Below are 13,939 nucleotides of genomic sequence, written 5' to 3'. Positions count from 1 at the left end.
CGACGCGGGAGGCCCACCGTGACCATCGCTCTGCTCTTCCCCGGCCAAGGAACCCAGCACATCGGCATGGGCAAGGACCTCTTCACGAGGTTCCCCGGCCTGACCGAGCTCGCCGAGGAGATCCTCGGCTACTCGCTCCGCCGCCTGTGCCTGGAGGATCCGGACGGCGTTCTGGGGCATACGCGTTTCACCCAGCCCGCCGTCTACACGGTCAATGCCCTGGCCTACCGTCAGCATGTCCTTGACGGCTCGACCCACGCGGATGTGTTGCTCGGCCACAGCCTCGGCGAGTACAACGCCCTGGAAGCCGCAGGGGTGTTCGACTTCCCCACCGGGCTGCGACTCGTCGCCGAGCGCGCCCGGCTGATGGACGCCACCCCTGGTGGCATGGTCGCCGTCAGCGGAATCGACATCGCCAGGCTGACGGAGACGCTGTGCCCACTGGCGTCGCCCAGCCTGCACATCGCCGTACTCAACACGCCCCACCAGGTGGTACTCGCCGGCCCGGAAGGGGCACTTCTCCAAGCCGTCCCGCGACTGCGCGACGCCGGGGCCCGCGCCGTGACACCACTCAAGGTGAGCGGTCCCTTCCACACCCCCTACATGAGCCGGGCCGCCGAGGAGTTCGCCACCACCCTCATGGCCGTCCCCCACTGGCACGAGCCCGCGGTGCCGGTCATCGCGAACCACACCGCGCGGCCCCACGGCATCCCGCGCATCGTCACGGACCTCACGCGCCAGATCGACCACCCCGTCCTCTGGGCGCCGTCCGTCGAACTCGTCCTCGACGGGGACCCGGACACCACGTTCACCGAGATCGGCGGCACCACGACGCTGCTCTCGCTCGTACGGCAGATCCGCCGCCGACGCCTCGCGGCCCGGCCCTGACCACACCCCGGAGGCAGACCATGCACGCGGTCTACGCTCAACATCCCTCGTCCGACGACCCGCTGGGAGTGCTGCGCTTCGGGGAACGCCCCGAAGCCACCGCCCCCGACGACACCTGGGCCGTCATCACCGTCAAGGCCGCCGGCCTGAACCACCACGACCTGTGGACCCTGCGCGGTGCCGGACTGCCCGCCGACCGCTACCCGATGATCCTCGGGGGCGAGGCCAGCGGCACCGACGAAGAAGGCAACGAGGTCATCGTCGGCACCGTCATCGCCGCACCCCGGTGGAGCCACGAGCCCGTCCGCGACCCCGCCCACACGCTCCTCAGCGAAGGAGCCCCCGGCACCTTCGCCGAACGCGTCGCCGTCCCCCGCCATGTCCTCGCGCCCAAACCGGCCGAGTTCACCCACGCCGAAGCCGCCTGTGTCACCGGCACCTGGCTCACCGCCTACCGCATGCTGTTCACCAAGTCCGGCCTCACCCCGGGAGACACCGTCCTCATCCAGGGAGCCGGCGGCGGTGTGTCCACCGCGCTGACCCGGCTCGCCCGCGTGGCCGGCTTCCGCGTCTGGGTCACCAGCCGCAGCGCCGAGAAGCGAGCCGCGGCCGAACGCCTCGGCGCCCACGCCGCCTTCCCCTCGGGCAGGCCCCTGCCCGAACCCGTCGACGCGGTCATGGAGAGCGTCGGGCGCGCCACCTGGTCCCACACCCTGCGCTCCGTCCGCCCCGGAGGCACCATCGTCGTCACCGGCGCCACCTCGGGCGCCGACCCGATCGCCCACCTGAACCGGATCTTCTGGAACGAACTGAAAGTCGTCGGCTCCACCTCCGGCACCCTCGATGAACTCGGCCGACTCCTGGCCCTCATGACCCGCCACGGTCTGCGCCCGGACATCGCCGACGAGCTTCCCTTCACCGACGCCCACAAAGGCTTCGCACGCCTCCTGGAAGGCGATGTCGTCGGCAAGATCGCTTTCCACTGGTGACCGCGAAAGGCTCCCCATGAACCGCTCCATTCTGATCACCGGCGGCAACCGCGGCATCGGCCGCGCCATCGCGGAAGCCTTCCTCAAGGCGGGCGACCACGTCGCCGTCGCCCACCGCGGCACCGACGAGCTGCCGGGCGCCCTCAACCTGCGGTGCGACGTCACCAGTACCGAGCAGGTCAACGCCGCCTTCACCACCGCGGAGGCGGCCCACGGCCCGGTGGAGGTTCTCGTCTCGAACGCCGGGATCACCCACTCCGCCCCCCTGGCCGCCATGACCGAGGACCAGTTCAGCCACGTCCTGGACACCAACCTCACCGGGGCCTACCGGGTCGCCAAGCGCGCCGGCCGCGGCATGGTGAGAATCCGGCGCGGCCGGATGATCTTCATCTCCTCCGTCCTCGGCGCGGCGGGCCGACGGGGTGCCGGCAACTACGCGGCGTCCAAGGCGGGCCTGGTCGGACTCGCCCGCAGCATCGCCCGGGAATACGCCGGCTACGGCATCACGGCGAACCTCGTTTCACCCGGTGTCGTCCGCACCGCGATGCTGGAGGACATGCCCGAGGACATGCGTCGGCAACTCCTGGACCGCACTTTCCTCAAGCGCCCGGCGGAACCGGATGAGATCGCCGACACCGTGCTCTGGCTCGCCGCCGACGAATCCCGCTACATCACCGGGGCCGAGATCCCTGTCGACGGCGGCCTGGGGCTCGGCGCCTGAGCCTCACCTCACGGGTCACCGTAGGCTCGGTGGCATGAGTCTGCGTCTGAGCACCGTGATCCTGCCGTACCGCCGCTGGCACGAAGGCGGCCGCGCCGCCTGGCAGCGCGCGGAGGATCTCGGTTTCCACACCGCGTACACCTACGACCACCTGTCCTGGCGTTCCTTCCGGGACGGGCCGTGGTTCGGCGCGGTCCCGACGCTGACCGCCGCCGCGGGTGTGACCGAGCGCACCCGCTTGGGCACCCTCGTCACGTCGCCCAATTTCCGGCACCCGGTCACCCTCGCCAAGGAGCTGATCTCCCTCGACGACATCTCGGGCGGGCGGGTCACGCTCGGTATCGGGGCGGGCGGCACCGGTTTCGACGCGACCGCGCTCGGCCAGGAGCCATGGACGCCGCGGGAGCGTGCCGACCGGTTGGCCGAGTTCATCCCGTTGCTCGACCGGCTGCTGACCGAGGACGGCAAGGACGGGGTGTCGTACGAGGGCGACTTCTACGCGGCGCACGAGGCGCGCAACATCCCAGGTTGTGTGCAGCGCCCCCGGCTGCCGTTCGCGGTGGCCGCGACCGGGCCGCGCGGGCTGAAGCTCGCCGCACAGTACGGACAGGCGTGGGTGACCACCGGCGACCCCAGGCTGTACGAGAACGGCACTCCTGAACAGTCCGTTCGGGCGATTCGTGGACAGGCCGAGAAGCTCGCAGATGCCTGCGCGACGATCGGCCGGGACGTGAGCGGGCTCGACAAGATCCTGCTGACCGGTTTCACGCCGGATCGCGGGCGTCCGCTGGAGTCCCTCGGTGCCTTCGTCGACTTCGCGGGCCGGCACCTGGCACTGGGTTTCACCGAGATCGTGATCCACTGGCCGATCCCGGACTCCGACTTCGCCGCCGACGAGAAGGTCTTCGAGCGGATCGCCATGGAGGCCCCGGCGCAGCTGGCTTGATCCCCGGCGCTCTCGTGCCGGCGGCGGTAGGGGAGGATCACGGTGCTCAGACGCAGACTCGTGGGTCGAGCGGGTGCGGCCGATCGGGTTTCACGTGAAACAGTCACCGTACGCGGCTGCTCAGCCACGGAGTGAGGGAGATCATCGCCGTCCACTCCTTGTGCGCACGGTCTCCGGGCAACGGCACGACCAGGCGGTAGCCGGGCGGGAAACGGCGTGCGGTGACATACGCGAGCTCGCCGAATACCGAGCGGAGGAAGGCCGGGACGTCGTCGCGCGGGATGTCGGGGCACTCGACGCCCTCGACCGTGATCAGCGCGTCGTCCTCGGGGTAGAGGCGGACGCTCACCCGAGGCAGGCCGCCGAACTCGACGTGGGCCTCGTGGGGCAGGGAGCCGTCCGGGTCGGTGGTGACGCCGATGCCCGCCGCCGTGCGGCGCGAGGTCTGGTCGGCGCCTATGTCGTCGATCACCTCGATCTCGAGCGCATACTCGGCGGCGATCTCTCGGAGGGCGGTGACGGCGGCCTGGGTGGTGGGGAGGTGGTCCATGCACAGATCATCCAGCGTCCGTGCCGGTGGGGAAAACGGTCCGGCCTCAGTGCCCTGCGGGAAACCTCAGGTACTCCGGCGGCACGGCCTTCGTGAGCCACACGCCGTTCGCGCTGACGTGGAAGACATGGCCGTCGCGGTGCATGGCGTCGGTGTCCACGGACAGGACGACGGGTCGGCCGCGGCGGGCGCCGACGCGGGTCGCCGTCTCGCGGTCGGGCGAGAGGTGCACGTCGTGCCGGTTCATGGGGCGGAGGCCCTCGGTGCGGATCGCGTCCAGGTTCGGGGCCACGGTCCCGTGGTAGAGGTACGGCGGCGGGGTCGCCTGGGGCAGTCCGAGGTCGACCTCGACGCTGTGGCCCTGGCTGGCGCGGATCCGCGAGCCGTCGATCGCGAAGCGCTTCTTGTCGTTGGCGGCGACCACATGATCCAGCTCGTCCCGGGTGAACCGGAAGCCGTGCGCGGCCGCCGCGGCCATGAGCGTGTCGATCTCGACCCAGCCGCCCTCGTCGAGCGTGAGCCCGATCCTCTCGGGCTGATGGCGCAGATGCTTCGAGAGGTACTTCGACACCTTCACGGTGCGTCTTTCATCCATGGCCTCAGGGTGCCGCGAGAGACCTGGATCACGCGAATGATTTGACTCCGGATGTTTGATCCACAACCAAGTGCAGTTATCCACAGGGGAATTGGCGATTCTGTGGACAACGAGCCGTCGATTCAAGGGGTTTCGTCAAGATCAACTGATGGGGCGTGACTTGAGGCGAGGTCGTCCAACGCCCTTGCCCGCACCTCCCGTTCGGCGGCCAGTCCGATGAATTCGGCCGCTCTCCCTGGACCAACCAGCTTCTCCACAGCGTGCATTGTCCCGGCCGGAATCGGCACGGAGCGAGTCTCCTCGCGTGCCTGCGGAGCCTCGTCCGCGCCGAGGTGCTGCCGCAGGTGCCGCACCGCGAACAGGCGCATCGCCCGCGCGAGTTCCGCGTCCACCGACTGGCGGGCGAGCGGTCGCAGCCGTCGTACGAGCGAGGCCGCCTCGGCCGCGTCCGCGTCGGTCGGACGGTGCGGTCCGTCCAGGTAGCGGGCGAAGACATGCTCGGTGGTGAACTCCAGGAAACGGGCCGCGATGTGCTCGACCTGACCTCTCAACTCCCGTAGATGTCCCGAGATCGCGGACAGGGGGACTCCGGCCGCGTGCAACTCGACGGCCACGGCGAGCTCTTGGGGACTGGGTACGAGGAACGAGTCGTCGTCGCCCGGCACCGGCTCCAGCACGCCGAGTTCGACCGCGTCGGCGACGGCCGCGTCGTCGGGGGAGCCGCCGAACCGCTCGTCCAACTCCGCGCGCGAGATCCGCACCGCCTCCTCGTCGGTCCACGGGCCGCCGACCTCGGCGACCAGACCGAGCACGCCGCCGAGGCCGCGGCCGGCGTCCCAGGCCTCCAGGAGTTCCTTGATGGAGGCCAGGGTGTAGCCGCGGTCGAGGAGACCGGCGATCCGGCGCAGCCGGGCGAGATGGGCGTCGCCGTAGACGTTGGCCCGGCCGCGGCGCTCGGGGCGGGGGAGCAGGCCGCGGTCCTGGTAGGCGCGGATGGTCCGGACCGTGGCGCCGCTGCGATGCGCGAGGTCCTCGATCCGGTAGCCGGGGCCGGTCTGCTCGGTGGTCACGCGACCGTCCTCGCCGCCGGTGACCTCCTCAGATACTCGACCGCCCGGCTCAACGACCCTTCCTGCGAAGGGTGGTACGACCGCCGGACATAGCGGGGGATCGCCGCGCCCAGCTGCCGCCACGTCGGCAGCAGACCTTTGTGCACGGCTCTGTTGTGCTCGGCGAGGGAGTAGCGCAGCCGGCCGCCGAGCTGTGGATCGCGACGTATGAGGTAGGCCGTCCCCCACACCCACAGGTAGAGCAGCACCGGTGCCGTGACGGCCATGGCGGCGAGGCGGCGGGCGTAGCGGGGCGTGCCGGGGCCGCCGCAGTGCTCGTACATGTCGAAGGCGACCGCGCGGTGTTCTACCTCCTCCGCGCCGTGCCAGCGCAGCAGATCGAGCATGACCTCGTCGGCCTCGGCACGGTCCAGGCCGTCGGCGGCCAGGACCCAGTCGCCGAGCACCGCCGTGAACTGCTCGATCGCCGCGACGACCGCAAGCCGCCAGCGCAGCCACTCCGGCTGCGGTATCGGCGCGCCGAGCGGTGGACGCTCACCGAGCAGCCGCTCGAAGAGGAAGTCGACGTACTTGGTGAACTCCGCGGTGTCCAGCTGCTGTGCCTTGAGGTGGTCGAGCACGTGCGAGTGCTGCACGCTGTGCGTGGCCTCCTGGCCCATGAAACCCTTGACGTCCGCCAGGAGTTCGGGATCCCGGACCAGCGGCAGACCCTCCTTGAAGACTTTTACGAACCACCGCTCCCCCGCCGGCAGCAGCAGATGCAGCACATTGACGACGTGGGTCGCGGTCGATTCGCCGGGGATCCAGTGCAGCGGCGTACGCGTCCAGTCGAAGGACACGCGGCGTGGGGTGATGGCGTACCCGTGATCGGTCACAGCGGCGGCTCCAGCCGGGCGACGGCCCGCAGCGCGCGGGGCGTGAACCGGGACATGAGGTGGGCGCCGCGCGCCTCGGGTGTCACCGGGACGACGGCCTGGTTCTTCACCACCGCCCGCAGGATCGCGTCGGCGACCTTCTCCGGCGGGTAGTTCCGCAGCCCGTACAGGCGCGCGGACTTCTTCTGGCGCCGCTTCTCCTCGGTGGCGTCGACCCCGGCGAAGCGCGCGGTCGAGGTGATGTTGGTGTTGACGAAGCCGGGGCAGATCGCCGTCACGCCGATGCCCTGTCCGGCCAGCTCGGCGCGCAGACACTCGCTCAGCATCAGCACCGCCGCCTTGGAGGTGCTGTAGGCGGGCAGCGCTTTGGAGGGCTGGTACGCCGCCGCCGACGCGGTGTTGACGATGTGGCCGCCCTGTCCGCGCTCGGCCATCTGCTTCCCGAACAGCCGGCAGCCGTGGATGACGCCCCACAGATTGACGTCGAGGACCTTCTTCCAGTCCTCCGGGGTGGTGTCCAGGAAGGAGCCGGACAGGCCGATCCCGGCGTTGTTCACCAGCACGTCCACCACGCCGTACTCGGCGGCGACCTTCTCGGCGAGCTTCTCCATGGCCTGCTCGTCCGCGACGTCGACGGTCTCGGCCCAGGCCTCGGGGGCGCCGATCAGACGGGACAGCTCGGCGGTGCGGGCGGCGGACTCCGCGTCCCGGTCGACGGCCACCACGCGCGCGCCCGCCTCGGCGAACGCGAACGCCGTGGCCCGCCCGATGCCGCTGCCCGCGCCGGTGACCACGACGAGCTGCCCGCCGAACCGGTCGGCGTGCCTGCCCTTGGCGCTCACCTCGGACCGGCCGCCCTCGACGGCGGTGACGAACTCGGAGATCCACGCCGTCAGTTGGTCGGGCCGGGAACGCGGGATCCAGTGCTTGGCGGGGAGCGTGCGACGGGTCAGCTGCGGAGCCCACTGCTCCAGGTCGGAGTACAGCTTCTCCGACAGGAACGCGTCCCCCAGCGGCGTGACGAGCTGCACGGGCGCGTGCGCGTAGGCGTCCGCGCGGGGCCTGCGCAGCCTCGGCCGGATGTTGTCCCGGTACAGCCATGCCCCGTGCGCGGCGTCCGTCGGGAGCGAGGAGGTCGGGTAGCCGTCGCCGGGCACGCGCTCGACGCGCTCCAGGATGCGCGGCCAGGTCTTGCCGAGAGGGCCGCGCCAGGCCAGTTCGGGCAGGACCGGTGTGTGCAGCAGATACACGTACCAGGACTTGGCGCCCTGACCCAGCAGCTGGCCGACCCGGCGCGGGGTGGGGCGCTTCACGCGCGCGTGGATCCAGTGCCCGAAGTGGTCCAGGGACGGCCCGGACATCGAGGTGAAGGACGCGATGCGCCCCTCGGTGCGCTTGACGGTGACGAACTCCCAGGACTGCACCGAGCCCCAGTCGTGCCCCACCAGGTGCACCGGCCGGTCCGGGCTGACCGCGTCCACGACCGCCAGGAAGTCGTCCGTCAGCTTCTCCAGCGTGAAACCGCCGCGCAGCGGCTGCGGTGCCGTGGACCTGCCGTGGCCCCGGACGTCGTACAGCACCACGTGGAAGCTGTCGGCGAGGCCGGCGGCGACCTCGGACCACACCTCCTTGCTGTCCGGGTAGCCGTGTACAAGGACGACCGTCGGACGGTCCGGGTCCCCCAGCTCGGCGACGCACAGCTCGACCCCGCCGGTCCGCACCCGGCGCTCCCGCGCCCCCTTCAGCACCGTCACTTGTCCTCCGCCCAGCGCCGCACGTGCGGCAGATCGTCGTCCAGCCAGAAGGCGCTCTGCTCGGGGTCCGCGGAGTCGGTGACGACGAGGATCTCCTCGAACTTCGCGCCCGTACCCCTGAAGCCGAGGTGGGGTTCGACCGCCCACAGGCCCGGCTGCGGGGGGTGGTCGGAGAAGCGGTACGGCGACCACAGCGGCGACCAGCCGTCGCGGTGGCCGTGCAGCGCATCGCTCGCCAGACCCTTCAGGGACTGGGTGCCGAACCCGAACACATGCGGTGACCAGCGGCGCTCCTTGACCCGGTCCACCTTGTGGGCGATCACCCCGAACGGGTAGGCGCGGTGCCGGTTGGCGTAGCCCTGGCGGACCATGAGGCGGTCCACGTCCTCGTAGATCTCCCGCAGCGGGCGGCGCTCGCGCACCTCGCGCAGGATCAGCTCACGGTGCGCCTCCAGGTCGGCCATCAGCTTGTCCTGCACCGGGTTGATGCCGAGCGAGCCGGAGTAGCCGATGTCCGCCGTGCAGCCCTCGAAGACCGGGGCCATGTCCAGGATGAACGGCATCCCGGGCTCGAGCCGGCGGTTGGTGGGGAAGAACTGAAGCGGGACACGGAAGTTCACGAACGCCGTGCGGTCGCCGAACCAGGCGAAGGGCAGATGGAACCAGTCCCGCACACCCCGCTCACGCAGCCACTCGCGCTGCATCCGCGCCGCCTCGCGCTCGGTCACCCCCGGTTTCAGCCGGGCCGCGACGGCCTCCGCGCACTCGTACGCCAGGCGCTGCACCTTCCGGAACTTCCGCAGCCCCGCGGCGCGTTCATCTGCAACAGCCGTCGTCATCCGACACCGCCCCACCCTGTCCACGCTGACCGCGGTACGTGCCCGTAACTTGACACTGGTGAATGTGACAGTTGTTAGAGGCTGCGTCAATAGGCCCCTGTGCGCCTGTGGACAACCGCGCCGATGTGGAAAACACCGGGGCCGTTGTTCGACCTCAGGGTGACCCTTAGGGCCCCGTACGACTCGAGAGGGACGCCAAGACGGCTCTCCGGTCTGACGACCGGAGTGGTTTGCGTCACTACCGTCTTACTCGTGACTGTGATCGCGACCGAAAGCCTGAGCAAGCGGTTCCCCCGGGTGACCGCGCTTGACCGGCTCTCCGTGGACGTCGGGCCCGGTGTGACCGGACTCGTCGGAGCCAATGGAGCCGGCAAGTCCACACTGATCAAGATCCTTCTGGGTCTGTCCCCTGCCACCGAAGGCCGTGCCGAAGTGCTCGGACTCGACGTCGCCACCAAGGGCGCCGCGATCCGCGAGCGAGTCGGCTACATGCCGGAGCACGACTGTCTGCCACCCGACGTCTCGGCCACCGAGTTCGTCGTCCACATGGCACGCATGTCCGGCCTCCCGCCCGCCGCCGCCCGCGAGCGCACCGCGGACACACTGCGCCATGTCGGTCTGTACGAGGAGCGCTACCGCCCCATCGGCGGCTACTCGACCGGTATGAAGCAGCGCGTGAAGCTGGCCCAGGCCCTGGTGCACGACCCGCAGCTGGTCTTCCTGGACGAGCCGACCAACGGCCTCGACCCGGTCGGCCGGGACGAGATGCTCGGCCTCATCCGCCGCATCCACACCGACTTCGGTATCTCCGTCCTGGTCACCTCGCACCTGCTGGGCGAGCTCGAGCGCACCTGCGACCACGTCGTGGTCGTCGACGGCGGCAAGCTGCTGCGCTCCAGCTCCACCACCGACTTCACCCAGACCACGACGACGCTCGCGATCGAGGTCACCGACACCGACGAGCACCCGGACGGCACCCGCGCGGTGCGCGAGGCGCTGCACGCGCGCGGGGTGGACATCCTCGACTCGGCGAGCGGCCTGCCGGGCGCCGGACACATCCTGCTGCTGACCGCCCAGGGCGAGGAGACGTACGACCTCGTCCGCGACGTCGTCGCCGATCTCGGCCTCGGCCTGGTCCGTATGGAACAGCGCAGGCACCACATCTCCGAGGTCTTCACCGACGAGGCTTCCCAGGACAGCGACGCACAGCGGAAGGAGGCCGTCGGCCATGGCAGTTGAGCACCCCGTAGCGGCACCCCCGGGCGACCAGACCCGCATCCACAACATCGGCTACCGCAACTACGACGGCCCCCGCCTCGGCCGCTCCTACGCCACCCGCTCGCTCTACTCGCAGTCCCTGCGCGGCTCCTACGGCCTCGGCCGCTCGGTGAAGTCCAAGGTGCTGCCGATGCTGCTGTTCGTCGTGATGTGTGTGCCCGCGGCCATCATGGTGGCCGTCGCGGTCGCCACCAAGGCGAACGACCTGCCCGTCGACTACACCCGCTACGCGGTCATCATGCAGGCCGTCATCAGCCTGTACGTCGCCTCGCAGGCACCCCAGTCCGTCTCGCGCGACCTGCGCTTCAAGACCGTGCCGCTGTACTTCTCGCGGCCCATCGAGACCGCCGACTACGTACGCGCCAAGTACGCGGCGCTCGCCTCGGCCATGTTCATCCTCACCGCGGCGCCGCTCATCGTGCTCTACGTGGGCGCGCTGCTGGCGAAACTCGATTTCGCCGACCAGACCAAGGGATTCGCCCAGGGACTCGTCTCCGTGGCTCTGCTGTCGCTGCTCTTCGCCGGAATCGGCCTCGTCATCGCCTCGGTCACCCCGCGCCGCGGGTTCGGCATCGCGGCCGTGATCGCCGTCCTGACCATCTCGTACGGCGCCGTCTCCACGCTCCAGGCCATCGCCGACGCACAGGCCACCACGGACGCCATCGCCTGGATCGGCCTGTTCTCGCCGATCACGCTCATCGACGGAGTGCAGTCGGCGTTCCTGGGAGCCTCCTCGGCCTCCCCCGGAGGCATCGGCCCGTCCAACGGGGAGGGCGTGGTCTACGTCCTCGTCACGCTGGGCCTGATCGCCGCCTCCTACGGCCTGCTGATGCGCCGCTACCGAAAGGTCGGACTGTGACCACGCTCTCCATCGACCACGTATCGCGCTGGTTCGGCAATGTGGTCGCCGTCAACGACATCACCATGACGATCGGCCCCGGCGTCACCGGCCTCCTCGGCCCCAACGGCGCCGGAAAGTCCACCCTCATCAACATGATGGGCGGCTTCCTCGCCCCCTCGACGGGCACCGTCACCCTCGACGGCCGGCCGACCTGGCGCAACGAGCAGATCTACAAGCAGATCGGCATCGTCCCCGAGCGCGAGGCGATGTACGACTTCCTCACCGGCCGCGAATTCGTCGTCGCCAACGCCGAGTTGCACGGCCTGGGCGCCAAGGCCGCCCAGAAGGCCCTGGCCACGGTCGAGATGGAGTACGCACAGGACCGCAAGATCTCGACGTACTCCAAGGGCATGCGCCAGCGCGTGAAGATGGCGAGCGCCCTGGTCCACAATCCCTCGCTGCTCCTGCTCGACGAGCCCTTCAACGGCATGGACCCGCGCCAGCGCATGCAGCTCATGGACCTGCTCCGGCGCATGGGCGACGAGGGCCGCACCGTGCTGTTCTCGTCCCACATCCTCGAAGAGGTCGAGCAACTCGCCCGCCACATCGAGGTCGTCGTCGCAGGCAGGCATGCGGCCAGCGGCGACTTCCGCAAGATCCGCCGCCTGATGACCGACCGTCCGCACCGCTACCTGGTGCGTTCCAGCGACGACCGCGGCCTCGCGGCCGCGTTGATCTCCGATCCGTCGACGGCCGGCATCGAAGTCGACCTGGCGGAGGGCGCGTTGCGTATCCAGGCCGTCGACTTCGGCCGCTTCACCGCCCTGTTGCCGCGGGTGGCCCGGGACCACGGGATCCGTCTGCTGACGGTCTCGCCGTCCGACGAGTCCCTCGAGTCCGTGTTCTCGTATCTGGTCGCGGCGTAGGAGGCCGAAAGATGTACGACCCCACAGTCGCCCGACTCACCTACCGAGCCCTGCTCGGCCGTCGCAGGGCCCTCATCCTGGGCGCCCTGCCCCTGTTGCTCATCGTGATCTCCGTGATCGTGCGCGGCCTGGTCGGCGCGGACGACCAGACGGCGGCCGACCTGCTGGGCGGGCTCGCGCTCGCCACCATGGTGCCGATCATCGGCGTCATCGCGGGCACCGGCGCGATCGGACCGGAGATCGACGACGGCTCCGTGGTCTATCTGCTGTCCAAGCCGGTGAAACGGCCCACGATCATCTTCACCAAGCTGATCGTCGCCATCGCCGTGACGATGGTGTTCTCCGCGGTGCCGACGCTGATCGCGGGCTTCATCCTCAACGGCAACGGCCAGCAGATCGCCGTCGCCTACACGATCGCCGCGCTGGTCGCCTCCATCGCGTACGCCGCGCTCTTCCTGCTGCTCGGCACGGTGTCGCGGCACGCGGTGGTCTTCGGACTCGTCTACGCACTTGTCTGGGAGGCCCTGTTCGGCTCCCTGGTGTCCGGGGCGCGCACGCTCAGTGTCCAGCAGTGGGCGCTGGCCGTGGCCCAGAAGGTCGCGGGCGGGGACATGGTGACGTCCGACGTCGCCCTGCCGACCGCGACGGTGCTGCTGGCGGTGGTCACCATGGCCGCCACCTGGTACGCCGGGCAGAAGCTGCGGTCGCTGACGCTGGCCGGAGAGGAGTAGGAGGTCAGAAGCCCCTGATCTTGACAGGGGCTTCATCTCTGTCCGGGCACACTGGGCAGAACGGGGACGTACGGCCGGGAGGACGAGAATGGCAGGAGAGCCGAAGCAGGGCAGCGGACAGCCGGAGTCGGACGACTCCTGGGACGAGCTGGTCCTGGACGACGACTTCATACGCTCCGCCGAGACCTCCGAGCCGTCCGCCCGCGCCCGGATGCTCGCCGCCCGCTGGCGCAAGGAGGAGCCCGAGCCTCAGCCGTGGCGGTCCGACGAGCCGCCCGCGGGGTGGTTCTTCAGCAAGCGCCGGCGGCGGTGGCGGCGACGCTAGCCCGAACTCCCGGCCGCCTTTAATCAGTGGCGCCCAACTCGTCGTACAGGCACGATGGTTGTGTCCACCCCGCCGGACGGCGACTCCGGCGCCACATTCAGGGAGAGGAGCTGAGCGATGTCCATGCACGGCAGTACGCACAGCTCCCGACAGGGCAGCCCGCGGCGGGTTCCGGTGTAGTTACGCCACCGTCGAACCCGTTCCGCACGGGGAGCTGCCCGGGGCGGCCGCTTCGAGCACGCGACGTCGCTCTCGCGTGGGCCGCCCACCCGGAGGATTGGCCGAGTGGTAAGGCACGGGCTTGCTAAGCCCTGGTCGGGCCTGGAAAGCCCGCGCACGTTCGATCCGTGCATCCTCCGCGAGACGTTGTCACTGGGACTTGGCCGCTATTCCGGCCCGGGGTACGTAGTAAGTGCGCGGCGCCACAGGCCGTGCCCACCCGTTCCGCCCTGCGGAACGACTGCCCACGGCGGTTGCGGGCTCGGCTCAGCGGGCGCTGGACGACCGATGCGATCCCGTCCTCCCGGGCGGGACGGCTGGCCGCGGCGGTTGCGGTTCAGCTCAGCAGGCGGTGCCTGACCGACGCGATGCCGTCCTCCCGGGCGGAACCG

At 70.1% G+C, this 13,939-nt stretch carries 16 protein-coding genes and 1 tRNA gene; 11 read left to right on the top strand and 6 right to left on the bottom strand.

Annotation, left to right across the window (positions count from 1 at the left end; translation table 11 throughout):
* Window positions 1-18 precede the first annotated feature (18 nt).
* Genes ACIHFB_RS20995 through ACIHFB_RS20980 form a run of 4 tightly spaced genes read left to right on the top strand, consistent with a single transcriptional unit; the run spans window position 19 to window position 3,544 of the window.
* Window positions 19-888 carry an acyltransferase domain-containing protein gene (locus ACIHFB_RS20995; protein WP_365271515.1) on the top strand — a complete coding sequence of 290 codons (870 nt, stop codon included), beginning with the start codon at window positions 19-21 and terminating at the stop codon, window positions 886-888.
* A 20-nt stretch (window positions 889-908) separates the two neighbouring features.
* Window positions 909-1,877, top strand: a complete 969-nt coding sequence (locus tag ACIHFB_RS20990; protein WP_365271512.1) for a zinc-binding dehydrogenase — start codon at window positions 909-911, stop codon at window positions 1,875-1,877.
* A 16-nt stretch (window positions 1,878-1,893) separates the two neighbouring features.
* Complete coding sequence (fabG, locus tag ACIHFB_RS20985) at window positions 1,894-2,598, top strand: 3-oxoacyl-ACP reductase FabG (RefSeq protein WP_365271509.1); 705 nt, start codon at window positions 1,894-1,896, stop codon at window positions 2,596-2,598.
* A 34-nt stretch (window positions 2,599-2,632) separates the two neighbouring features.
* Entirely contained in the window at window positions 2,633-3,544 is a 912-nt protein-coding gene (locus tag ACIHFB_RS20980; protein ID WP_365271506.1) for an LLM class flavin-dependent oxidoreductase, read from the top strand.
* Window positions 3,545-3,647: 103 nt separating this feature from the next.
* On the opposite strand, the gene ACIHFB_RS20975 is transcribed toward ACIHFB_RS20980, so the two are convergent.
* The 6 genes from ACIHFB_RS20975 to ACIHFB_RS20950 all read right to left on the bottom strand — a co-directional run bounded on the left by ACIHFB_RS20975 (window position 3,648) and on the right by ACIHFB_RS20950 (window position 9,227).
* A complete protein-coding gene (locus tag ACIHFB_RS20975) occupies window positions 3,648-4,094 on the bottom strand; it encodes a hypothetical protein (RefSeq protein WP_365271503.1) in 447 nt (148 codons plus the stop codon).
* Window positions 4,095-4,140: 46 nt separating this feature from the next.
* The gene (locus tag ACIHFB_RS20970; RefSeq protein ID WP_365271500.1) at window positions 4,141-4,689 is read right to left on the bottom strand and encodes an RNA 2'-phosphotransferase; all 549 of its coding nucleotides are present in this window, start codon (window positions 4,687-4,689) and stop codon (window positions 4,141-4,143) included.
* A gap of 122 nt (window positions 4,690-4,811) precedes the next feature.
* A complete protein-coding gene (locus tag ACIHFB_RS20965) occupies window positions 4,812-5,759 on the bottom strand; it encodes a MerR family transcriptional regulator (RefSeq protein ID WP_365271497.1) in 948 nt (315 codons plus the stop codon).
* On the bottom strand, window positions 5,756-6,634 hold the full coding sequence (locus ACIHFB_RS20960) for a metal-dependent hydrolase (protein WP_400127583.1): 879 nt from the start codon (window positions 6,632-6,634) through the stop codon (window positions 5,756-5,758). The genes ACIHFB_RS20965 and ACIHFB_RS20960 overlap by 4 nt, the downstream gene beginning before the upstream one ends.
* Window positions 6,631-8,388: an SDR family oxidoreductase gene (locus ACIHFB_RS20955; protein WP_400127582.1), complete on the bottom strand. Its 1,758-nt coding sequence runs from the start codon at window positions 8,386-8,388 to the stop codon at window positions 6,631-6,633. The genes ACIHFB_RS20960 and ACIHFB_RS20955 overlap by 4 nt, the downstream gene beginning before the upstream one ends.
* A complete protein-coding gene (locus tag ACIHFB_RS20950) occupies window positions 8,385-9,227 on the bottom strand; it encodes a M24 family metallopeptidase (protein ID WP_365271489.1) in 843 nt (280 codons plus the stop codon). Before ACIHFB_RS20950 ends, ACIHFB_RS20955 begins: the two co-directional genes overlap by 4 nt.
* A gap of 258 nt (window positions 9,228-9,485) precedes the next feature.
* On the opposite strand from ACIHFB_RS20950, the gene ACIHFB_RS20945 reads away from it, so the two are divergent.
* From ACIHFB_RS20945 to ACIHFB_RS20915, 7 genes are all read left to right on the top strand, one after another.
* The gene (locus tag ACIHFB_RS20945; RefSeq protein WP_400127869.1) at window positions 9,486-10,466 is read left to right on the top strand and encodes an ABC transporter ATP-binding protein; all 981 of its coding nucleotides are present in this window, start codon (window positions 9,486-9,488) and stop codon (window positions 10,464-10,466) included.
* Complete coding sequence (locus tag ACIHFB_RS20940) at window positions 10,456-11,364, top strand: ABC transporter permease (RefSeq protein WP_400127581.1); 909 nt, start codon at window positions 10,456-10,458, stop codon at window positions 11,362-11,364. The genes ACIHFB_RS20945 and ACIHFB_RS20940 overlap by 11 nt, the downstream gene beginning before the upstream one ends.
* The gene (locus ACIHFB_RS20935; RefSeq protein ID WP_365271484.1) at window positions 11,361-12,272 is read left to right on the top strand and encodes an ABC transporter ATP-binding protein; all 912 of its coding nucleotides are present in this window, start codon (window positions 11,361-11,363) and stop codon (window positions 12,270-12,272) included. Before ACIHFB_RS20940 ends, ACIHFB_RS20935 begins: the two co-directional genes overlap by 4 nt.
* Before the next feature lie 11 nt (window positions 12,273-12,283).
* Window positions 12,284-13,003: an ABC transporter permease subunit gene (locus tag ACIHFB_RS20930; protein WP_400127578.1), complete on the top strand. Its 720-nt coding sequence runs from the start codon at window positions 12,284-12,286 to the stop codon at window positions 13,001-13,003.
* A gap of 88 nt (window positions 13,004-13,091) precedes the next feature.
* The gene (locus ACIHFB_RS20925) at window positions 13,092-13,328 is read left to right on the top strand and encodes a hypothetical protein (protein WP_365271479.1); all 237 of its coding nucleotides are present in this window, start codon (window positions 13,092-13,094) and stop codon (window positions 13,326-13,328) included.
* Between the two features lie 271 nt (window positions 13,329-13,599).
* Window positions 13,600-13,687, top strand: a tRNA-Ser gene (locus tag ACIHFB_RS20920).
* A gap of 72 nt (window positions 13,688-13,759) precedes the next feature.
* A partial coding sequence (locus ACIHFB_RS20915; RefSeq protein ID WP_400127577.1) for a hypothetical protein occupies window positions 13,760-13,939 on the top strand: 180 nt, incomplete at its 3' end.

The sequence above is a fragment of the Streptomyces sp. NPDC051963 genome (assembly GCF_044593495.1).
GTDB lineage: Bacteria > Actinomycetota > Actinomycetes > Streptomycetales > Streptomycetaceae > Streptomyces.
This window is presented reverse-complemented; position numbering and strand designations above follow the sequence as displayed.